This window comes from Pseudomonas sp. FP597, from assembly GCF_030687435.1.
Classification (GTDB): Bacteria; Pseudomonadota; Gammaproteobacteria; order Pseudomonadales; family Pseudomonadaceae; genus Aquipseudomonas; species Aquipseudomonas lactucae.
On the sequence record NZ_CP117432.1, the window covers coordinates 229,515 to 249,740 of the forward strand.

Consider the following 20,226-nt stretch of genomic DNA (forward strand, 5'->3'; position numbering starts at 1 on the left):
CAATTCCCCAGGTGAACGCATGCATTCCAAAGGAACCGTGATGCTCGATCTCCCGTTGAGACAAACCCTGCTCGCTCGCTCCGATTTGTTTCGGGGTATGCCGGAGCACCTTTTGCGTTACGTCGCCACCCATATGGTGGAGCGCACGCTGGATGATCGTGAACTCCTCTATTTCAAGGACGACACTCTCGAATTTATCGCGTTGGTGGTGGAGGGCCGGATTTACTCGGTGGTGCACGGCCCGGACGGTCGGGAGCAGATCATCGGCAGTTCGGGCGTTGGGCAGGTCGTGGGGGAGACGGCATTGATCAAGGACCATGGCCGCGAATCTTCGACCTTTGCCAGTGGCCCGACGCGCTTGCTGCAACTGGGAAGTCGACACTTTGCGCTGTTGTTTGAAGAACCGGTATTTCTGCGGCGCCTGTTGATGCTGATGATGGTGCGTTTGCTGCATGCCATCGAGTTGCTGGAGTTGGTGTGTCTGTATCGCTTGGAGTCGCGACTGGCGCGGTTTTTGTTGGCGAATATGGGCGATATTGACCTGGCCCTAACCCTGCCCAGCGTGTCGTTACCCGCCAGCCAGGGGGTGTTGGCGTCGATGCTCAACACCAGCCGGCCCAAGCTCAATGTTCAATTGCAATTATGGCGCCGCAACGGCGTGATCAGCGGCAACTTGGAGCGGATGGTGATCAACGATCTGGAGCATTTGCGCCGCAAGGCATTTGCCTTGAATTAGTCGCTGCGATGTTCCCCAGGTAACAGCGTCCCCTTGTCGAGTCCTCGCAGACTGACCCTTCATCAAGGATGCACAGGAGTGCTTGCGATGGGGATGACTGTTCAGTTCAAGGATCAATGGGGCGCTGATGACCGCTTGTTCGAAGCGAGTTGGCGCGCAGTTTACACCGAGCTCAAGTGCCGCGCGTTGCGGCGTGCCAAGGGCAATCTGGACCCGGCGCAGGAGTGGTTATCGGCCACGGCCATCAAGGCGCTGCTGTTTTTTCGGCGTTCTCCGGAGCGCATTCGCGACCCCGAGGGTTTTTTGTTTCTGGTGCTTGAGCATGTGTTTCTCGACAGTCTGCGGCGCAGTAAGCGCCAGGGGCGGCTGTTCGATGACTCCATCGATCTTGAGCACGATCACCTGGCCGCACTCGCCGCCCCCTGCGCGTCGGTGCTGGAGCGGGTGGAGTGGTATGAGCGCCTTGAACAGATCGAGGCGCAGGTAGCGCAGTTGCCGATTGTGCAGCAGCGGTTGTTCGAGATGCGCTTTATCGATGACCTGCCGTATCCGCAAATTGCCGCCGAACTGCAGGTCAAGCTGCCGCTGGTGCGCAAACGTGTACAACTGCTGCGCAGCGCCTTGCGCTGAATGTGATTCACAGACGCCGGCGTGGGGCGTTCTAGTTGTATGAGCGCGTCACGCCGCCACCATCCACGCCCATGCCGGGGTGAATGCCATCAAGGAGAGATGTATGACAGAGGTCAATAGCCAGATCACCGACGCGGTAACCCAAACCAACGTCAAGGTGGTGGCGGAGGCGCCGGCCCAGGCCATCGCGTCGCTGTACCAGGTGGCCAGCAGCGCGGCGGGCCTGTCGTTGCAGAACGCGGTCAACAGCCAGCAGGCAATGAACCAGATTTCCAACGCCGTGATCTCCAAGGCTGTGGCGCTGATCATGCAGATTGGCGAAAAAGGCTGAGGCCTGAGGGAATTTGATCATGTGGCCATTCAACAGCAATAAAAAACCCGACGATGCGCCGACACCCGCAACCTCCACGTCCACACCACGCGCGCCTGCCCGGCCTTCCGTCATGGAGATGATGAACAAGCATCTGATGACCCAGGCGAGCACGCCCTCGTCCGACAGCACGGCGGCCCTCAACAGTCAGATTGTGCAGGCCGTGCAATTTACGAATGCGCAGAACTTTGCCTATGCCCCGGCGCAGATTGCAGTGCCGGCCGACATGATGATCAGTCAGGCGGCGGGGCTGGTGGCGCAGGCGGCGGCGGGGTATTTCGATGGGGTCAGCAAGATCGCGCTGGCGGCCCAGGCCGTGCTGCTGCAGCAAATGACCGAGAACATCGTCAAGGACAACCTGCCGGCTGCCGCCGAGGACGCGCTGGGCGCGTTGGCCACCGACTTGCTGGTGGGCGCCGCTGCCGCCGTGGCCGCCGCCGCCGGGGCGATGGAAGCCGAGGCGGCCAGCGTGGCCATCGACAAGATCGACCAGAGCATCGCCAAGTACGCCGACACCTTGGCTAACCGGGCCGCGCCAGCGGCCTGAACCGAGCACAGCGTTCCAGAGTTCTTCTGGAGCGGTGCAACAGCAACTTGAAAGCAACTTTTCTTAAGTGAGGAGCGACATCATGCAGCCTGGAGATATTGTTTTTTCAGTGGCACAAGTGGACGACAAGCTGTCCACCAGCATTCCCCGTGCATTCATTCAGGCGGGGCAATGGCTTAAAGCCAAGATTTTCGGAACCGGCGATCCCAATGTGCCGGTGGTGCACGCGGCCATTGCCATCGACGCCACCCATGTTGTGGAAAGTGTTGGCGGTGGCATTCAAGTCACCGACCTGACCACTGAGGCTGTACCTCGCGGGGCCATGGTGTTCACGTGCAAGAACGCCAAGCTCGCCGGGGCTGCCGCCTATGCCGCCGACCAGTTTTATGGCGATGTGGCCAGCAAGGACATCTCGGGTCGATACAGCAAGTGGAATGCAATGCTGTCGATTTTCAAGCTGTCGAGCTATGAGCCCGGTCTTATGGCGCGTATCAATGAATCGGTGTCAATCGGCAATGCCGCGTTCTGCTCGCAATTTGTGGCCAACGCCTATGAGGTAGGCAGCCTTTACACCAGTGCCAACCTGGTGCCGGTCCCGGCGCCGATCTTCGATACACGTGCCACCGTCATGACACCGTGGGAGCTCGCCTCAAGTTGCGACAACGACGATAACTTCTATTTCGCCGGTTTTTGGCAGGACAACAATGAGGTGCGGCTTTAGCGGCGCCAGCGCGCCCTTGCGCCCGAAACCTGAAGCCGCTCAGCCATTGCCCCCGCCAGTCTTGTCCGGCGCTGACCGTCAACGGCTGGAGGCATTGCTGCGCAACCCGCAGATTTTCGCCGGAACGCCGCAGGCCATCGTCGACGAAACCCTCAAGCGCGCAACTCAGGTGCTTGAACAGTCGAAAGCCAACGAGCAGGCGCTCATGACGGCGGCCAAGCAGCGTGAGGCCGCATTGCGCCAAGTGCTGGACGGCGTGGCGCCGGATCATGATGCGCAACGCAAGGAAGTGCAGGGCCTGATCGCGGCACTGATCAAGCAGATTGAAGCGGCCCTGGCCCAGGCCGGCAAATCCTGAACACTTGGGCTTCACAGCCGCTGTTTCGCAACGTTCATTCATGAACACGGAATGCACCGTGTACTCAATAAGGAAATTAATCATGGCATCTGTCAGCGAACAAATTACCGACGCGGTCACCCAGACCAACGTCAAAGTAGTCGCCGAATCGCCCGCGATGGCGATGAGTACCATCTACCAATCGATGGCGCAGGCCACGGCGATTCTGTTTCAGAACGCTGTGTCGGCGCAGCAGCAGCAAAACACCTTGGCCCAGGCGGCCACCAACCAGGGCGTGATGCAGATCTACAGCGTCGATACCACCGCGGGCGCGGCGGCCACCGAAAAAGTCGCCCAGGGCGGCGTGTCGGATAACCTCACCAGCCTGTTGACCGTGCTCAAGTCCTTCCAGTCTTAAGCACTGAGCGATAACGGATGTTGTTCTTTTTCAAACCAGGAGTTTCAACCATGAGCACAGTCAGCCCGCAAATCACCGACGCCGTCACCCAGACCAACGTCAAGGTCGTGGCCGAATCGCCCGCGATGGCCATGAGCACGATCTACCAATCCATGGGCCAGGCCACTGCGATCCTGTTCCAGAACTCGGTCTCGGCCCAGCAACAGCAAAACACCCTGGCACAGGCGGCCACCAACCAGGGCGTGATGCAGATCTACAGCGTTGACACCACGGCAGGCGCCGCCGCCACCGAAAAAGTCGCCCAGGGCGGCGTGGCCGACAACCTGACCAGTCTGTTGACCATCCTCAAATCGTTCCAATCGTAAATCGCAACGTCCCGACACCCCCGGTGCCCACCAGGCGCCGGGGGTGTCGTCGTTTATGCGCTTGATCCGAAACACCCGCGAAATGCGCCGTTTTCGTTCTTTTTTTCGAACAGACTATTGCCCTGTACCCCCATTGATCCTAGGATTCGTTTGAGATTTCAAACGCTCTGTCTCCCGTGCGCGCTTTATTGATCTTGCGCACTGAGGCTGATTTCCCTGACGGCAGCCCACAAGGCGCCTTTCAACAACTCTAATTCGCTCCGCGTGCGCGCGGTGCTGTTAAGGAAAGCCGACATGCAGCTCAAAGATTCCCAGTTGTTCCGCCAACAAGCCTTTATCGATGGCGCTTGGGTCGATGCGGACAATGGTCAGACCATCAAGGTCAATAACCCGGCCACGGGCGAGATTCTCGGTACCGTGCCGAAGATGGGCGCCGCGGAAACCCGCCGTGCCATCGAAGCCGCCGACAAGGCGCTGCCGGCCTGGCGCGCACTGACTGCCAAGGAGCGCGCCAACAAGCTGCGCCGTTGGTTCGAACTGCTGATCGAAAACCAGGACGATCTTGGTCGCCTGATGACCCTCGAACAAGGCAAGCCGCTGGCTGAAGCCAAGGGCGAAATTGTCTACGCCGCGTCCTTTATCGAGTGGTTCGCCGAAGAGGCCAAGCGCATCTACGGTGACGTGATTCCCGGCCACCAGCCCGACAAGCGCCTGATCGTGATCAAGCAGCCAATCGGCGTGACCGCTGCGATCACCCCGTGGAACTTCCCCGCTGCGATGATCACCCGTAAAGCCGGCCCGGCCCTGGCCGCCGGTTGCACCATGGTGATCAAGCCAGCCTCGCAAACCCCGTTCTCGGCCCTGGCCCTGGTTGAGCTGGCGCACCGTGCTGGTATCCCCAAAGGCGTGCTGAGCGTGGTCACCGGCAGTGCCGGCGACATCGGCGGCGAGCTGACCAGCAACCCGATCGTGCGTAAGTTGTCCTTCACCGGCTCGACCGAAATCGGTCGCCAGTTGATGGCCGAATGCGCCAAGGACATCAAGAAAGTTTCCCTGGAGCTGGGCGGCAACGCGCCGTTCATCGTGTTCGACGACGCCGACCTGGATAAGGCCGTCGAAGGCGCGATCATTTCCAAGTACCGCAACAACGGCCAGACCTGCGTCTGCGCCAACCGCCTGTACATCCAGGATTCGGTGTACGACGCGTTCGCCGAGAAGCTGAAAGTCGCGGTGGCCAAGCTCAAGATCGGCAACGGTCTGGAAGACGGCACCACCACCGGCCCGTTGATCGACGAGAAAGCCGTGGCCAAGGTTCAGGAGCACATCGCCGATGCGCTGAGCAAAGGCGCTACGCTGCTGGCCGGTGGCAAGGTGATGGAAGGCAACTTCTTCGAACCGACTATCCTCACCAACGTGCCGAAGAACGCTGCAGTCGCCAAGGAAGAAACCTTTGGCCCACTGGCGCCGCTGTTCCGTTTCAAAGACGAAGCCGAAGTGATCGCGATGTCCAACGACACCGAGTTCGGCCTGGCCTCGTACTTCTATGCGCGTGACCTGGGCCGTGTCTTCCGTGTGGCCGAAGCCCTGGAATACGGCATGGTCGGCGTCAACACCGGGTTGATCTCCAACGAAGTGGCGCCGTTCGGCGGCATCAAGGCTTCGGGCCTGGGCCGTGAAGGTTCCAAGTACGGGATCGAGGATTACCTGGAAATCAAATACCTCTGCCTGGGCATCTAAGCCCCGGTTTGGCATGGCTGTAAACGCAACGGGCACGAGAGCGCTGACCCGTTGTGTGTTTCACCCTGTTATTCGTAGTGGCCGGGAACGCTGTGGCAGTCGATCATCGCATGCTGTCGCAGTTGCCTCCCCGCCACGTATTCCTTGAACCACGCCACCCGATGAGTGGCGAATGAGGACTTTATGAGCAAGACCAACGCTTCCCTGATGAAACGCCGCGAAGCCGCTGTACCGCGCGGTGTTGGCCAGATTCACCCGATCTTCGCCGAATCCGCGAAGAACGCCACCGTGACCGACGTTGAAGGTCGTGAGTTCATCGACTTCGCCGGCGGTATCGCCGTGCTGAACACCGGCCACGTGCACCCGAAAATCATCGCGGCCGTGACCGAGCAACTGAACAAGCTGACTCACACCTGCTTCCAGGTACTGGCCTACGAGCCTTACGTGGAACTGTGCGAGAAAATCAACGCCAAGGTCCCGGGTGATTTCGCCAAGAAAACCCTGCTGGTCACCACCGGTTCCGAAGCCGTCGAAAACGCCGTGAAGATCGCCCGTGCCGCCACGGGTCGTGCCGGCGTTATCGCCTTCACCGGTGCCTATCACGGCCGCACCATGATGACCCTGGGCCTCACCGGCAAAGTCGTGCCTTACTCGGCCGGCATGGGCCTGATGCCAGGCGGTATCTTCCGCGCGCTGTACCCGAACGAACTGCACGGCGTGAGCGACGACGACGCCATCGCCAGCATCGAACGCATCTTCAAGAACGATGCCGAGCCGCGTGATATCGCTGCGATCATCATCGAGCCGGTACAGGGCGAAGGCGGTTTCTACGTCGCGCCCAAGTCCTTCATGAAGCGCCTGCGCGAACTGTGCGACAAGCACGGCATCCTGCTGATCGCCGACGAAGTGCAAACCGGTGCCGGCCGTACCGGGACCTTCTTCGCCATGGAACAGATGGGCGTCAGCGCCGACCTGACCACCTTCGCCAAGTCCATCGCCGGCGGCTTCCCACTGGCCGGTGTGTGCGGCAAGGCTGAATACATGGACGCCATTGCCCCAGGTGGCCTGGGCGGCACCTACGCCGGTAGCCCGATCGCCTGCGCCGCTGCGCTGGCGGTGATGGACGTTTTCGAGGAAGAGCACCTGCTGGACCGCTGCAAGGCGGTTGGCGAGCGTCTGGTCACCGGCCTCAAGGCCATCCAGGCCAAGTACCCGGTGATCGGCGAAGTGCGTGCCCTGGGCGCGATGATCGCGCTCGAGCTGTTCGAAGATGGCGACAGCCACAAGCCAAACGCGGCGGCGGTTGCCTCCGTGGTGGCCAAGGCGCGTGACAAGGGTCTGATCCTGCTGTCGTGCGGTACCTACGGCAACGTGTTGCGCGTACTGGTGCCGCTGACCTCGCCGGACGAGCAGCTGGACAAAGGCTTGGCGATCATCGAAGAGTGCTTCTCCGAGCTGTAAGCGGACGTAGACCTGATCGACACAAAAAACCCGCCTCGCAGCGGGTTTTTTGTGTGCTGGCCGCAGTGGATGCCACTACGCAAGCCCCCTCCCACATTTTGTGATCGGCGTCAGCCCGCGACGACGCGGTTCTTGCCCAGGCGCTTGGCCTCGTACATGGCGGTATCGGCGCGGGCGAACAGGCTGTCCAGGGTTGCATCGTCCTCGGTCAGGCTGGCCAGGCCCTGGCTGATGGTCACGCTGAATGCTCGCCCTTCGTAGTTGAAGCTCAGCGCCTGAATCTCCTTGCCCAGGCGTTCGGCCACCTGCAGTGCCATCTCGGGCGCACAACCGGGCAGCACCGCCGCAAATTCCTCACCACCAATACGCCCGAACAAATCGCCACGGCGCAACACCCCTCGACCGCTCTCGGCGATACGTCGCAGCACTTGGTCGCCTTCCAGATGGCCGTAGCTGTCGTTGATGTCCTTGAAGTCATCGATGTCCAGCAGCAGGAAGGCCAGCGGCGCGCCCTGGGCGCAGGCGGTGTCGAACGCCTGGTTGGCGCATTCGAAGAAATGCCGGCGGTTGCTGCTCTGGGTCAGCACGTCGGTGGTGGCCAGGCGCTGCAGCTCCAGCTCCAGCTGCTTCTTTTCGGTGATGTCTTCGGCCATGCCCACCACGACCACCGGTTCGCCGGGCTCGGCCTGCTGATTGATGTAGCACTTGTCGCTCAGCCAACGGATCTGCCCATCGGCGGTGATGATGCGATATTCGCGGTCCTCCACGGCACCTTGTTCCAACACGCGGGCCAGGCTGTGCTCGGCGTAGTCGAGGTCTTCGGGGTGAATGCTGTTGCGCCATTCTCGATGGTCGGCGAGCAGCAGGCCGGCGGCGCGTCCGAATACCCGCTCGTAGGCCGGGCTTACGTACAGCACGCGGCGCGTCTCCCAATCGATGGCCCACAGCACCGCGTTGACGCTGACCAGCAGCGTACTGAGCAGCTGTTCACGCTCACTCAACCGCTCGACTTCCCCTTGGGCGTGCATCAACGCCAGCAAGGTTTCGGCCGCAGCCGGACGCGTATGCTCCGCGACGGGTGGGTCTGGCGAGTAGGGTTTTTCGTGAACCATCGGCACAACTCTCTCTGGGCGCGCCGCAGGATGTAGCAGCGGTCACTAAAAGGGGCCACCATGATGGCGAAGTGTTCATTGAGAGAGGGTAATTGCAGTGAAGTTCCGTCAACAGGCGCGATTGGCGCTGCCCGAGAAATGACGTCAAAAAGCTGGAGAGTGGGAGGACAGGCCCTCCCACTGCACTGTCAGACCGCTGCAGGGCGCAGCGAATAGGTCTTCAGTTGATGAGCAAAATCGCGCAGCGACTGGATGCCGCTGGCCTCGGCCTCGTGCACCCATTCCTTGATGGCGGCAAGCATATCGTGGCCATTGGAGCTGGTCTTGAGCCAGATCTGCTGCAGCGCCAGACGCTTTTCATAAATCACCTTCAAGGCCTGGCTGTGCTCCAGCATGCCTTGGATACGCAGGTGATGGCGGTCATCCAACAGGCTGGTTTCGCGTGACAACAGGCGCTTGGCGCGGTGGAACTGGTGACGCACCGAGTGATCGACCTTTTCCAGCTCCTGCTTGACCAGCGGGCCGATCACCAACTTGCGGTACTGGGCCATGATCTGGAAGCGGTTGTTGAGGATCGCCATGGCGGTGTCCATGTCCAGGTGGCCCTTGCCCTCCACACGGTGGGCGATGGGCGCCACGCGCTGCACCTTGGCCAGGCGCAAAAAGCTGAACAGCTTGATCCACGCCCAACCCAGGTCGAATTCCCACTTCTTCACCGACAGCTTGGCCGAGTTGGGGTAGGTGTGGTGGTTGTTGTGCAGCTCTTCGCCGCCGACGATGATGCCCCACGGAACCAGGTTGGTCGCCGCATCGCGGCACTCGAAGTTGCGGTAGCCCACGGCATGGCCCAGGCCGTTGATGACGCCGGCGGCCCAGAACGGGATCCACATCATCTGGATGGCCCAGATGGTGATACCGATGGTGCCGAACAGCAGCAGGTCGATCACGCCCATGATCGCCACGCCCAGCAACGGGTAAGGGGTGTAGATTTTGCGTTCGATCCAGTCGTCCGGGCAGTTCTTGCCGTAAATGCGCAACGTCTCGGGGTTTTCCGCTTCGGCGCGGTACAGTTCGGCGCCTTTGCGCAAGACAGTGGATAGCCCTTTGATTACCGGGCTGTGCGGGTCATCGACGGTTTCGCATTTGGCATGGTGCTTGCGGTGGATGGCGGTCCACTCGCGGGTGTTCTGCGCCGTGGTCAGCCACAGCCAGAAGCGGAAGAAGTGTTTCAGGCCAGCATTGAGCTCCAGGGAGCGATGGGCTGAATAGCGATGCAGATAAACCGTGACCCCAACGATGGTCACGTGGGTCATCAACAGAGTGACTGCCACCAGTTGCCAGGCTGACAAGTCAAGAAAACCGTTGTACCACATAGGCTGTATGGCCCTCAGATAAAGAAAAGAACAGCTCACGCATTATCACTAAGCCTACACAGAAAACCAGCCGCTCTTTCAGATAGGAGTGACTGGATGTTTCTTATTCTATAATCCGCAGCCCTTGTAGGGGAATTCTGTTTTCTTGGTAAGGATTGCTGAGCCTATGCCGTTTTCATACCGAAGAGCCCTGGGGACGGGGCTGGTATACCTGCTGGTTTCGATAGCCTGGATCGGGCTCACAGAACACGCATTGATCGAGTTTCTCGATGATCCGAGCAAGCTCAACCTCTGGTTGCAGGTGCGCGGCTATGTATGGGTAACGTTCAGCGCTGTGCTGATCTACCTGATGGGCGCTCGTTTTGCGCAGGGCCACCCGCTGCCGCAGTCCCATCACGACAACCGTGAACGTCTGCGCCAGGCCGCCGCCGTGTTCGACTGCACCCGCGAAGGGGTGTTGGTCACCGATGCCCAGGGCCTGATCGTGCATGTGAACCGGGCTTTTATGGAAATCACCGGCTACCAGCGCGAAGACGTCATGGGCCGGCAGCCCAGCCTGTTCAAATCCGGGCGCCATTCGTCGAGTTTCTATCAACAGATGTTCCAGACGCTGGAGCGCATCGGCGAATGGAGCGGTGAAATCTGGAACCGACGCAAAAGCGGCGAGATTTATCCACAGTGGCAAACCATCCGGGTCATCCATGACGATCATGGCAAGGTCAGCCAATACGTGGCGGTGTTTTCCGACATCAGCGCCATCAAGGACTCCGAACACGAACTGGCCCACCTGGCCCATCATGACCCACTGACCGACCTGCCTAACCGGCTGCTGTTCACCGACCGTGCCGAACAGGCGCTGGCCTCGGCGCAACTGCATAAACGCGGCTGCGCCTTGCTGTTGCTGGACCTGGACCACTTCAAGATCATCAACGACAGCCTCGGGCATAACGTCGGCGACCAGTTGCTCAAGCTGGCGGGCGAGCGCCTCAAGGGCCTGCTCGGGCCCGGCGTGACCCTGGCGCGCCTGGGCGGCGATGAGTTCGCGGTGATCGCGGAAAGTTGTCCACAGGTGGTGCAGGCGGCCGCGTTGGCGCAGCGCATGCTGGATGTGATGAAGCAACCGTTCATCTTCGATGGTCACCAGCTGTTTGTCAGCGCCAGCATCGGCATCAGCCTGTTCCCCAGCGATGCGCTGAGCGCCGAACAGTTGCTGCGCAACGCCGACTCGGCGTTGTTCAAGGCCAAAAGTGTGGGGCGCGAAGGCTACGCGTTGTACACCGAAGAACTCACCGCCCATGCCCAGAACCGCGTGGAGATCGCCAGCGAGCTGCGCCGCGCCCTCGTCCAACACGAGCTGCGCGTTTACTACCAGCCGGTCTACGCACTGCACAGCGGCCGCCTGATCGGCGTCGAGGCCCTGGTGCGCTGGCAGCACCCGGAACGCGGCCTGGTGCCACCGGCCGAGTTCATCCCCATCGCCGAGCGCACCGGGTTGATTGCCGATATCGACGCCTGGGTGATGGACCAGGCCTGCCGCCAGATGTGCCAATGGCTGGCCGCCGGTGTGCCGCTGAGCTTTATCGCGGTGAATGTGTCCAGCCGCTTGTTTGCCCGGCGTGAACTGTACGGGCAAGTGGCCCAGGTACTGCGCGATACGGGCCTGGACCCGGCTTTCCTGGAGCTGGAAGTCACCGAAAGCGCGGTAATGGACGACCCCGAAGTGGCGCTGGAGCAATTGCACCATCTGCGCGAGCTGGGCCTGCGCCTGGCTATCGACGATTTTGGCACCGGGTATTCCTCGCTGCTGCGGCTCAAGCGCCTGCCGGTACAGAAACTCAAGATCGACCAGGGTTTTGTCGCCGGCTTGCCATGGGACGAAGACGATGTCGCCATTGTGCGTGTGGTGATCGCGTTGGCGAAAAGCATGGGCATGCAGGTACATGCCGAGGGCATCGAGCAGGTCGAGCAGGCGCGGTTTTTGTTGGAACAGGATTGCGATATGGGGCAGGGGTATTGGTTTGGCCGGCCGGTGCCGGCGAATGAAATTGACTGGGACCGCGCTCCCGCTATCCAGCCTTGAAATGCAGTCAAAACCTGAAATGCAGTCCAAATGTGGGAGGGGGCTTGCTCCCGATAGCGGTGAGTCAGCTGATTAATCAGCCAACTGACCCACCGCTATCGGGAGCAAGCCCCCTCCCACATTGAATCCGCGCACCACTTGATGCCTAGATCGGCACGCAACCCCACGCCCCACCAGAAAATTCTTTCTGGTTATATAAACATTCTTAAATAGTATTTTTAAGAATATCCGCGCTTATCTACTATCGCTCTCACGCCGCAAGCAGTGCCGCCACTGCCAGGCACTATTCATTTCAGGAGCGAGACCATGAGCGCATCTCTACGTAGCGTCGACGGCCAGGACGAAGCAGCCATTTTGCGTGAGATTCAGAGCGCCCTGCGCGATCTGCGGTTTGGCGCGGTGGAAATCACTGTGCATAACGCTCAAGTGGTACAGATCGAACGCAAGGAAAAATTCCGTTTGCAGAACCCCGGTAACAAACCGAGCTAAGCAGCAACGGCGATTCGCAAGACCCGCAACTATAAGAAAAAGCCAACACCCCAGCATTCTAGGAGCTTCTATGTCGTCGATTCGCCGTTATGCCCTGGCCGCACTGGCCAGTGCCGTGTTTGCCGGTTCCGCCGTTGCCAAGGACTACGAGCTGCTCAACGTCTCGTACGACCCTACCCGTGAGCTGTACCAGGACTACAACGCTGAGTTCACCAGCTACTGGAAACAGTCCCACCCAGGCGACAACGTCAAGATCCAGCAATCCCATGGCGGTTCGGGCAAGCAAGGCCGGGCGGTGATCGACGGCCTGCGCGCCGACGTCGTGACCCTGGCCCTGGCCGGCGACATCGACGAAATCGCCAAACTGGGCAAGACCTTGCCCGAGAACTGGCAGACCCGCCTGCCGGATGCGAGCACCCCGTACACCTCGACCATCGTGTTCCTGGTGCGCAAGGGCAACCCTAAAGGCATCAAGGACTGGGGTGACCTGATCAAGAAAGACGTGTCGGTGATCACGCCGAACCCGAAAACCTCTGGCGGTGCGCGCTGGAACTTCCTCGCCGCCTGGGCCTACGGCCTCAAGAGCGGCGGCAGCGAAGCCAAGGCCCAGGAATACGTGAAAGAGCTGTTCAAGCACGTGCCGATCCTCGACACCGGCGCGCGCGGTTCGACCATCACTTTCGTCAACAACGGTCAGGGTGACGTGTTGCTGGCCTGGGAAAACGAAGCGTTCCTGGCGCTCAAGGAAGACGGCGGCGCCGACAAGTTCGACATCGTCGTGCCGTCCCTGTCGATCCTCGCCGAGCCGCCCGTGGCGGTGGTCGACAAGAACGCCGAGAAAAAGGGCAACACCGAGATCGCCACCGAATACCTCAAGCACCTGTACAGCCCGGCTGGCCAGGAGATTGCGGCAAAGAACTTCTACCGCCCACGCGATGCAAAAGTGGCCGCCAAATACGCCCAGCAGTTCCCGAAACTGGACCTGGTGACTATCGACAAAGACTTCGGCGGCTGGAAAACTGCCCAACCGAAATTCTTTAACGACGGTGGCGTGTTCGACCAGATCTACACGGCGCAGTAAACAACACCGCTACTGTGTGCTCGGCTTGTTGTGGCGAGGGAGCTTGCTCCCGCTGGAGTGCGAAGCGCTCCCAAAACCGGTATCTGCGGTGTATCTGATGCCACTGGGTCGCCTGGTTTTGGGGCTGCTTCGCAGCCCAGCGGGAGCAAGCTCCCTCGCCACAGTCAGTCACCGTTCCCGCTAACCAAGGACTCTTATGTCGCGTCGTATTTCCCCCGTCATACCCGGCTTCGGGCTGACGCTGGGCTACACCGTGGTGTACCTCAGCCTGATCGTACTCATCCCGCTGGCGGCGATGTTTGTACACGCCGCTCAACTCACCTGGGATCAGTTCTGGGCCATCATCTGCGCGCCGCGGGTGGTGGCGGCGTTGAAACTGAGCTTCAGCACCGCGTTGTACGCCGCGCTGATCAACGGCGTGATCGGCACCCTGCTGGCCTGGGTGCTGGTGCGCTACACCTTCCCCGGCCGCAAGATCATCGACGCGATGATCGATCTGCCGTTCGCCTTGCCTACCGCCGTGGCCGGTATCGCGCTCACCGCGCTGTACACGCCGACCGGCCTGGTCGGGCAGTTCGCCGCCGACCTGGGCTTCAAGATCGCGTATTCGCCGCTGGGCATCACCCTGGCGCTGACCTTCGTGACCCTGCCGTTCGTGGTGCGCACGGTGCAGCCGGTACTCGCCGATATCCCCCGGGAAATCGAAGAAGCCGCCGCCTGCCTGGGCGCCAAGCCGTTGCAGGTGTTCCGCTACATCCTCGTGCCGGCGCTGTTGCCGGCCTGGCTGACTGGCTTTGCCCTGGCGTTTGCGCGTGGCGTGGGAGAGTACGGTTCGGTGATTTTCATCGCCGGCAACATGCCGATGAAAACCGAGATCCTGCCGCTGCTGATCATGGTCAAGCTCGACCAATACGACTACCGCGGCGCCACCTCCATTGGTGTGTTGATGCTGGTGGTTTCCTTTGTCTTGCTGCTGCTGATCAACTTGTTGCAGCGGCGCATCGAACGTCCATAAGGAGGCGCGGAACATGTCCCAATCGTCTATTTCCGCCGCGTCCTCGGCCAATGCCGCCCGGCGTGGCAGTGCCACCTCGCGACGCATCCTGATCGGCCTTGGCTGGCTGGTGTTCTTCCTGTTCCTGTTGCTGCCGCTGTTTATCGTGGTGTCCCAGGGCTTGAAGAACGGCCTCGGCGCGTTCTTCACCGCAATCCTGGAGCCCGACGCGCTGTCGGCGTTGAAACTCACGGTGATCGCCGTGTTGATTTCGGTACCGCTCAACCTGGTGTTCGGCGTCAGCGCCGCGTGGTGCGTGAGCAAGTACTCGTTCCGTGGCAAAAGCATCCTGGTGACGCTGATCGACCTGCCGTTTTCGGTCTCTCCGGTGATCGCGGGCCTGGTGTATGTGCTGATGTTCGGTGCCCAGGGCTTGTTCGGGCCGTGGCTGCAAGAGCACGACATCCAGATCGTGTTCGCCCTGCCGGGCATTGTGCTCGCCACCATCTTCGTCACCGTGCCGTTCGTGGCCCGTGAACTGATCCCGCTGATGCAGGAGCAGGGCACCCAGGAAGAAGAGGCGGCGCGCCTGCTGGGCGCCAATGGCTGGCAGATGTTCTGGCATGTGACCGTGCCGAACATCAAGTGGGGCCTGATCTACGGCGTGGTGCTGTGTACCGCGCGGGCCATGGGTGAGTTCGGCGCGGTGTCGGTGGTGTCCGGTCACATACGCGGCGTGACCAACACCTTGCCGCTGCACGTCGAGATTCTTTACAACGAATACAACCACGTTGCCGCGTTTGCGGTGGCCAGCCTGTTGCTGATCCTGGCGCTCTTCATCCTGCTGCTCAAGCAGTGGAGCGAGAACCGTATCAACCGCCTGCGCAACAGCGCCGGTGAGGAATAAGTCATGTCGATCGAAGTCCGTAATGTCAGCAAGAACTTCAACGCCTTCAAGGCCCTGAACAGCATCAATCTGGACATCCAGAGTGGCGAGCTGGTGGCGTTGCTCGGGCCCTCAGGCTGCGGCAAGACCACCTTGCTGCGCATCATCGCAGGCCTGGAAACCCCGGATGACGGCAGCATCGTGTTCCACGGTGAAGACGTCTCCGGCCACGACGTGCGTGATCGCAACGTCGGCTTTGTGTTCCAGCACTACGCGCTGTTCCGCCACATGACCGTGTTCGACAACGTCGCGTTCGGCCTGCGCATGAAGCCGAAAAACCAGCGTCCGACTGAAAGCCAGATCGCAACCAAGGTGCATGAACTGCTGAACATGGTGCAGCTCGATTGGTTGTCCGACCGCTACCCGGAACAACTCTCCGGGGGCCAGCGCCAACGGATCGCCCTGGCTCGCGCCCTGGCGGTGGAGCCGAAAGTGCTGCTGCTGGACGAGCCCTTCGGCGCCCTTGACGCCAAGGTGCGCAAGGAGCTGCGTCGCTGGCTGGCGCGCCTGCACGAAGACATCAACCTGACCTCGGTATTCGTGACCCACGACCAGGAAGAGGCCATGGAAGTCGCCGACCGTATCGTGGTGATGAATAAGGGCGTGATCGAGCAGATCGGGTCACCGGGTGACGTCTACGAAAACCCGGCCAGTGATTTTGTGTACCACTTCCTCGGCGACTCCAACCGCCTGCACCTGGGCGAGGACAAGCATGTGCTGTTCCGTCCTCACGAAGTGTCGCTGTCGCGCCATGAGCTGGAGGATCACCATGCCGCCGAGGTGCGCGATATTCGCCCGCTGGGCGCGACGACGCGGGTGACGCTCAAGGTCGAAGGCCAGCCCGAGCTGATCGAGGCTGAAGTGGTGAAGGACCATGACAGCCTGACCGGCCTGGCGCGTGGCGAGACCCTGTTCTTCAAACCCAAGGTCTGGCAAAAAGCCTGAACACACCGCAATACCCAATGTGAAAATGGGGGCCAATGTGGGAGGGAGCAAGCCCCCTCCCACATTTAGACCTCTCTAGGCTTCAGATCGCGTCGAACCACCGGCCCCGAACGCTCTTCGATCTGCTGCTTCAAGCCCTGCCGCAACCCCAGCAAAAACGCCACCTCCGCCACCACAAACAACGGCCCCACAATCAACCCCGACACATCATCCACAAACGCGGGCTTCTTGCCTTCGTAGTAATGGCCGACAAACTGGATCACCCAGCCCACCACGAACATCCCCACGCCACTGCTCAGCCATACCAGGGTGCTCTGCGCCGCCAGTACATGCCCGGCCCATACCGACAAGCCCATCAGTACCGTCATCAGCACGCCCAGGGCCGGTTCCAGGCGCAGGTAAAACCACGCCGACAACAACGCCACGATCACTGCCGGTGAAATCCACACGCCTCCCACTGCCCATTCCGGGCGCGACAGCAGGACGGCCACGGCGACCACAATCAACGGGATACCAATAAAGTGGCTGGCGATATTGCGTGGATCGCGGTGGTAGGCGGCGTATTGACTGAGGTGGTCGACGAGGCTTTTCATTGTTGTTCCTCCTGTAGGATGTTTGATCATGCCCTGTCAGCCAGCGCCTGACTGTCAGCTGGGCGACAATCTTCGGAGTTCTCATGGACGCAGAGCAATGGTATGCCCGGTTGGCCAACGGCCACTGGTTCAGCCACCTGCCGGTCGAGCTACAGCACCGTTTGCTGGCGGCCGCACGGCTGCGCGCGCTGACGGCGGGGCAGTATCTGTTCAAGCGCGGCGACCCGCCGTGTGGGTTGTATGCGGTGCTGGAAGGCGCGGTGCGCATCAGCGCGGTGAACGCGCAGGGCAAGGAGGCGGTGTTGAGCCTGGTGGAAACGCCTTACTGGTTCGGCGAAATCTGCCTGTTCGACAACCTGCCGCGCACCCACGATGCCCAGGCCTCGGGGCCGTGCACGCTGTTGCAGGTGTCGCATGCAGCCATGCTCGACATCCTCGAAACCCATCCGGCGTATTGGCGCGACGTGGCCCTGTTGATGAGCCACAAACTGCGCCTGTCGTTGATCAATATCGAGCAGATGAGCCTGATGCCCGCGTCGGCGCGCCTGGCCCATCGGTTGCTGATGATCGCCCAGGGCTACGGCGAAATAGACCAGGCGCGTCGCACGTTGCAACTGCCCCAGGAGGACTTGGCGGCGATGCTGGGCCTGTCGCGCCAGACCGCCAACAGCCTGCTCAAGGCGTTGGAACAACAGGGCATCATCGGCCTGAGTTACGGCGCGATTGAGATACTTGACCTCAAGCGTCTGCGGCAGGCCGCGGGCCTATGAACCGCGATACGTGGAGAACCCATAAGGGCTGAGCAACAGCGGAATGTGGTAATGCTGGTCGGCCTGTTTCACCTGGAAGATCACCGGCACTTCGGGGAAGAACGTTTCACGGTTGGCCTTTTTGTAGTAGTCGCCGGTCTTGAACACCACGCGGTACTCACCCGGTTGCAGGGTTTGGTTGGCTGGGAACAGTTCGGCGATGCGTCCCTGCTCGTTGGTGACGCCTTTGGCGAGTGGCTGCCATTTATCGCCTACCTGTTGCTCCAGGGTAACGCCGACACCGGCGCTCGGCAGGCCATTTTCCAGGTTGAGCACATGCACGCTCAGGGGGTTGCCGGCGGCCAGGGCCAGGTTGCACAGGCCGCTGAGGCTGAGGGCGGCGAGGGTCATGCTGAGGGTTTTCATCGACAGGTCCTTTCCAGAGGGGAATCAGAGAGAAGTTTTCAGGCCCAACTGCTCGGCGGCCTGGGTGGCGCAGGCGTCGTCCTGCGCGGCGCCGCCGGCACCGGCGATCCCCAGCGCGCCGACCAGCTCGGCGTCGGCAAACAGCGGTACGCCGCCACCGAGCAACAGCAACTCGGGCAAGCTGTTAAGGTTGGCGGCCTCGGGGTTGTTGCGCGCACGTTCGGCAAACAGCCGCGTCGCGGTTTTGCTCGACAGCGCGGTGTAGGCTTTGCGCTGGCTGGCGAGGCTGTTATGCGGGCCGACGCCATCGGCGCGTAGGCTCAGCAACAGGTTGCCGCCGCGGTCCAACACGGTCAGCGCGGCACTGCAGTGGGCAAGGCCGGCATCGGCCAGTTGGCGGGCCGTGCGCAGATCCAGGTCGGCATGGCGGGGCAATTGCGGTGTGGCCTGTGCGGCGGTGCACAAGGCGAGACTCAAGAACAAGGCAGGGCGAGACATGGTGAAGGCTCCATACGGCAGGCCGTCACGGTAGTCAGTGAACGTGGTCAGAAACCGCACAATTTGATGACAGGTTTGTAATCGAACCCAGAGGTAAGGCATGCAGGTGTTGTTAGTGGAAGACCAGCCGCAATTGGCGCAGCTCATGGCCCAAGGCTTGAGCGAGGCCGGTTTCGGCGTGGAAGTCGCGGCCAACGGCATGGCGGCGCAGCGCTTTGTGGAAAGCACCGCGTACGACCTGGTGATCCTGGACGTGATGCTGCCGGGCTTGAACGCCTGGAAGTTGCAGCAGGCGATTCGGCACAAGGGCGACACGCCAGTGCTGTTCCTGACCACGCCGGGCGGGATCGAGGATCGCCTGCGCGGGTTGGAGTTGCATGAGGATGATTACCTGCTCAAGCCGTTCGAGGCCAAGGCGTTGGTGGCGCGGGTGAGGAAGTTGTTGCGGCGCGATCGCGGGCGCTGATGGATTCGGAATTTGCAGTGCCTGTACCCTCGCTATCGGGAGCAAGCCCCCCCACATCGGCCTACTGCAACCCATCCCGAAACTGCCCCGGTGTCATCCCCGTCCACCGCTTGAACGCCCGATTAAAGCTGCTGGTATCAGCAAACCCCAACAGATGGCTGATCTCGGCCAATGAGCACTGCGGGTCGCGCAAGTGCAGCAGCGCAAGGTTCTGCCGGCATTCATTGAGCAGCGCATCGAACCGGCATCCCTCATCCGCCAGGTGCCGCTGCAAGCTGCGCAGACTCAAGTGCAGCGCCTGGGCAATCCGTTCGGCGCTCGGCTCGCCTTCGGGCAGTTGCGCTTCGATCGCCGCGCGCACCTTGCGCTCCCAGGTCAGCGGTTGCAGCTGGGCGAGGGTGCGCTTGAGCACGGTTTCGTTGTGCTCGGCCAGCTCCGGGTTGGCGTCGTCCAGGTGGCTGTCGAAGTCCTGGGCCGCGAACTCCAGGCGGTCCTCATCGGCGCCAAAAAATACCGGCGCGCGGAACACCGTGTGCCAGGGTTTGGGATCGGCCGGTTCCGGGCGCCGCAAGTGCACGGCCAAGGGCGCGTAATCCCGGCCCAGGCGGTTGCGGCAGGTGCGCACATAGATCGCCGCAAACGCATCGATGGCTTCCAAGGCCGGCGCCGGGCTGCCTTCGGGTTGCATGAGGCGAAAACGATAGCGTTCGCCGTCGCGAATAAGCTCCAGCGTCAGCGCATCACTGACCACCTGGTGATAACGCACGATGCGCTCGAACACTTCCCGCAGGCTGCCGCTGGCCACCAGCGCATACCCCAGCGCATGAAACGTCGTCGGGCTGACAAACCGTGACACGCGCAACCCAATCGCCGGATCGCCACTGGCCTGCACGGCCAGCGCCCACAAACGCGTGGTCGCCGACAGTGGATAGCGTGCATTGGGGTCGTCCATCTGCTGCGGGTCGAGCCCGGCCTGGGCGCACAGTGCGGCGCTGTCGAGGCCCAGAGCGTCGAGCTGCTTGCGCAGGGCACGGGTCCAACTGGCGAGGGACGTGGGTTCGGTCATGGCGATTGGCGCTTGCGGTCAACAGGTTGGCGTGTGGGGCTAGCGTCCTGCCGCGTGACCTGAGGCAGGATGTAACCCTTCATTGA

General features: G+C 61.3%; 24 protein-coding genes. 18 read left to right on the forward strand and 6 right to left on the reverse strand.

Annotated elements, in window-relative coordinates; all coding sequences use genetic code 11:
* The first annotated feature begins 19 nt into the window (after positions 1 to 19).
* From PSH66_RS01040 to gabT, 10 genes are all read left to right on the forward strand, one after another.
* Complete coding sequence (locus PSH66_RS01040) at positions 20 to 736, forward strand: Crp/Fnr family transcriptional regulator (RefSeq protein WP_078822844.1); 717 nt, start codon at positions 20 to 22, stop codon at positions 734 to 736.
* Between the two features lie 87 nt (positions 737 to 823).
* A complete protein-coding gene (locus tag PSH66_RS01045; RefSeq protein WP_305428218.1) occupies positions 824 to 1,366 on the forward strand; it encodes an RNA polymerase sigma factor in 543 nt (180 codons plus the stop codon).
* A gap of 103 nt (positions 1,367 to 1,469) precedes the next feature.
* Complete coding sequence (locus tag PSH66_RS01050; protein ID WP_003187543.1) at positions 1,470 to 1,697, forward strand: RebB family R body protein; 228 nt, start codon at positions 1,470 to 1,472, stop codon at positions 1,695 to 1,697.
* 19 nt (positions 1,698 to 1,716) lie between these two features.
* Entirely contained in the window at positions 1,717 to 2,283 is a 567-nt protein-coding gene (locus tag PSH66_RS01055) for a hypothetical protein (RefSeq protein ID WP_078731050.1), read from the forward strand.
* 82 nt (positions 2,284 to 2,365) lie between these two features.
* Positions 2,366 to 3,004: a hypothetical protein gene (locus tag PSH66_RS01060; protein WP_305428219.1), complete on the forward strand. Its 639-nt coding sequence runs from the start codon at positions 2,366 to 2,368 to the stop codon at positions 3,002 to 3,004.
* Positions 2,988 to 3,362, forward strand: coding sequence for a hypothetical protein (locus PSH66_RS01065; RefSeq protein ID WP_305428220.1), 375 nt, complete (start codon positions 2,988 to 2,990; stop codon positions 3,360 to 3,362). The genes PSH66_RS01060 and PSH66_RS01065 overlap by 17 nt, the downstream gene beginning before the upstream one ends.
* Before the next feature lie 82 nt (positions 3,363 to 3,444).
* Positions 3,445 to 3,759, forward strand: coding sequence for a RebB family R body protein (locus PSH66_RS01070; protein WP_078731053.1), 315 nt, complete (start codon positions 3,445 to 3,447; stop codon positions 3,757 to 3,759).
* Positions 3,760 to 3,809: 50 nt separating this feature from the next.
* The gene (locus tag PSH66_RS01075) at positions 3,810 to 4,124 is read left to right on the forward strand and encodes a RebB family R body protein (RefSeq protein WP_078731054.1); all 315 of its coding nucleotides are present in this window, start codon (positions 3,810 to 3,812) and stop codon (positions 4,122 to 4,124) included.
* A 294-nt stretch (positions 4,125 to 4,418) separates the two neighbouring features.
* Positions 4,419 to 5,861: an NADP-dependent succinate-semialdehyde dehydrogenase gene (gene gabD, locus PSH66_RS01080; protein WP_078822846.1), complete on the forward strand. Its 1,443-nt coding sequence runs from the start codon at positions 4,419 to 4,421 to the stop codon at positions 5,859 to 5,861.
* A 183-nt stretch (positions 5,862 to 6,044) separates the two neighbouring features.
* Positions 6,045 to 7,322 (forward strand): 4-aminobutyrate--2-oxoglutarate transaminase, encoded by a 1,278-nt coding sequence (gene gabT / locus PSH66_RS01085; RefSeq protein ID WP_141064659.1) that lies wholly within the window; start codon positions 6,045 to 6,047, stop codon positions 7,320 to 7,322.
* A 110-nt stretch (positions 7,323 to 7,432) separates the two neighbouring features.
* Here gabT and PSH66_RS01090 read toward each other — a convergent pair whose 3' ends face one another.
* Together PSH66_RS01090 and desA are read right to left on the reverse strand one after the other, a co-directional pair.
* Positions 7,433 to 8,434: a sensor domain-containing diguanylate cyclase gene (locus PSH66_RS01090; RefSeq protein WP_003170952.1), complete on the reverse strand. Its 1,002-nt coding sequence runs from the start codon at positions 8,432 to 8,434 to the stop codon at positions 7,433 to 7,435.
* Between the two features lie 188 nt (positions 8,435 to 8,622).
* Entirely contained in the window at positions 8,623 to 9,807 is a 1,185-nt protein-coding gene (gene desA / locus PSH66_RS01095; protein WP_042944020.1) for a delta-9 fatty acid desaturase DesA, read from the reverse strand.
* 166 nt (positions 9,808 to 9,973) lie between these two features.
* On the opposite strand from desA, the gene dibA reads away from it, so the two are divergent.
* The 6 genes from dibA to PSH66_RS01125 all read left to right on the forward strand — a co-directional run bounded on the left by dibA (position 9,974) and on the right by PSH66_RS01125 (position 16,342).
* Positions 9,974 to 11,887: a phosphodiesterase DibA gene (gene dibA, locus PSH66_RS01100; RefSeq protein ID WP_141064657.1), complete on the forward strand. Its 1,914-nt coding sequence runs from the start codon at positions 9,974 to 9,976 to the stop codon at positions 11,885 to 11,887.
* Positions 11,888 to 12,193: 306 nt separating this feature from the next.
* Positions 12,194 to 12,376, forward strand: a complete 183-nt coding sequence (gene oscA, locus PSH66_RS01105; RefSeq protein ID WP_003170956.1) for a sulfur starvation response protein OscA — start codon at positions 12,194 to 12,196, stop codon at positions 12,374 to 12,376.
* 70 nt (positions 12,377 to 12,446) lie between these two features.
* Positions 12,447 to 13,457, forward strand: coding sequence for a sulfate ABC transporter substrate-binding protein (locus PSH66_RS01110; protein WP_003170959.1), 1,011 nt, complete (start codon positions 12,447 to 12,449; stop codon positions 13,455 to 13,457).
* A gap of 196 nt (positions 13,458 to 13,653) precedes the next feature.
* Positions 13,654 to 14,472, forward strand: a complete 819-nt coding sequence (gene cysT / locus PSH66_RS01115; RefSeq protein ID WP_003170961.1) for a sulfate ABC transporter permease subunit CysT — start codon at positions 13,654 to 13,656, stop codon at positions 14,470 to 14,472.
* A gap of 13 nt (positions 14,473 to 14,485) precedes the next feature.
* A complete protein-coding gene (cysW, locus tag PSH66_RS01120) occupies positions 14,486 to 15,358 on the forward strand; it encodes a sulfate ABC transporter permease subunit CysW (RefSeq protein WP_078822850.1) in 873 nt (290 codons plus the stop codon).
* A 3-nt stretch (positions 15,359 to 15,361) separates the two neighbouring features.
* Positions 15,362 to 16,342: a sulfate/molybdate ABC transporter ATP-binding protein gene (locus tag PSH66_RS01125; RefSeq protein ID WP_003170963.1), complete on the forward strand. Its 981-nt coding sequence runs from the start codon at positions 15,362 to 15,364 to the stop codon at positions 16,340 to 16,342.
* Between the two features lie 65 nt (positions 16,343 to 16,407).
* On the opposite strand, the gene PSH66_RS01130 is transcribed toward PSH66_RS01125, so the two are convergent.
* Positions 16,408 to 16,935: a DUF962 domain-containing protein gene (locus PSH66_RS01130; protein ID WP_003170964.1), complete on the reverse strand. Its 528-nt coding sequence runs from the start codon at positions 16,933 to 16,935 to the stop codon at positions 16,408 to 16,410.
* Between the two features lie 83 nt (positions 16,936 to 17,018).
* On the opposite strand from PSH66_RS01130, the gene PSH66_RS01135 reads away from it, so the two are divergent.
* Positions 17,019 to 17,705, forward strand: coding sequence for a Crp/Fnr family transcriptional regulator (locus PSH66_RS01135; RefSeq protein WP_305428221.1), 687 nt, complete (start codon positions 17,019 to 17,021; stop codon positions 17,703 to 17,705).
* Here PSH66_RS01135 and uraH read toward each other — a convergent pair.
* Together uraH and PSH66_RS01145 are read right to left on the reverse strand one after the other, a co-directional pair.
* Positions 17,700 to 18,110, reverse strand: a complete 411-nt coding sequence (uraH, locus tag PSH66_RS01140; RefSeq protein WP_003170966.1) for a hydroxyisourate hydrolase — start codon at positions 18,108 to 18,110, stop codon at positions 17,700 to 17,702. The two genes, PSH66_RS01135 and uraH, sit on opposite strands and share 6 nt — an antisense overlap.
* Positions 18,111 to 18,134: 24 nt before the next feature.
* Positions 18,135 to 18,608: a heme-binding protein gene (locus tag PSH66_RS01145; protein WP_003170967.1), complete on the reverse strand. Its 474-nt coding sequence runs from the start codon at positions 18,606 to 18,608 to the stop codon at positions 18,135 to 18,137.
* 100 nt (positions 18,609 to 18,708) lie between these two features.
* Here PSH66_RS01145 and PSH66_RS01150 point away from each other — a divergent pair, with 100 nt between their 5' ends.
* Complete coding sequence (locus tag PSH66_RS01150) at positions 18,709 to 19,074, forward strand: response regulator transcription factor (protein ID WP_003170968.1); 366 nt, start codon at positions 18,709 to 18,711, stop codon at positions 19,072 to 19,074.
* 61 nt (positions 19,075 to 19,135) lie between these two features.
* On the opposite strand, the gene PSH66_RS01155 is transcribed toward PSH66_RS01150, so the two are convergent.
* Positions 19,136 to 20,140 carry an AraC family transcriptional regulator gene (locus tag PSH66_RS01155; RefSeq protein WP_305428222.1) on the reverse strand — a complete coding sequence of 335 codons (1,005 nt, stop codon included), beginning with the start codon at positions 20,138 to 20,140 and terminating at the stop codon, positions 19,136 to 19,138.
* Between the last annotated feature and the right edge of the window lie 86 nt (positions 20,141 to 20,226).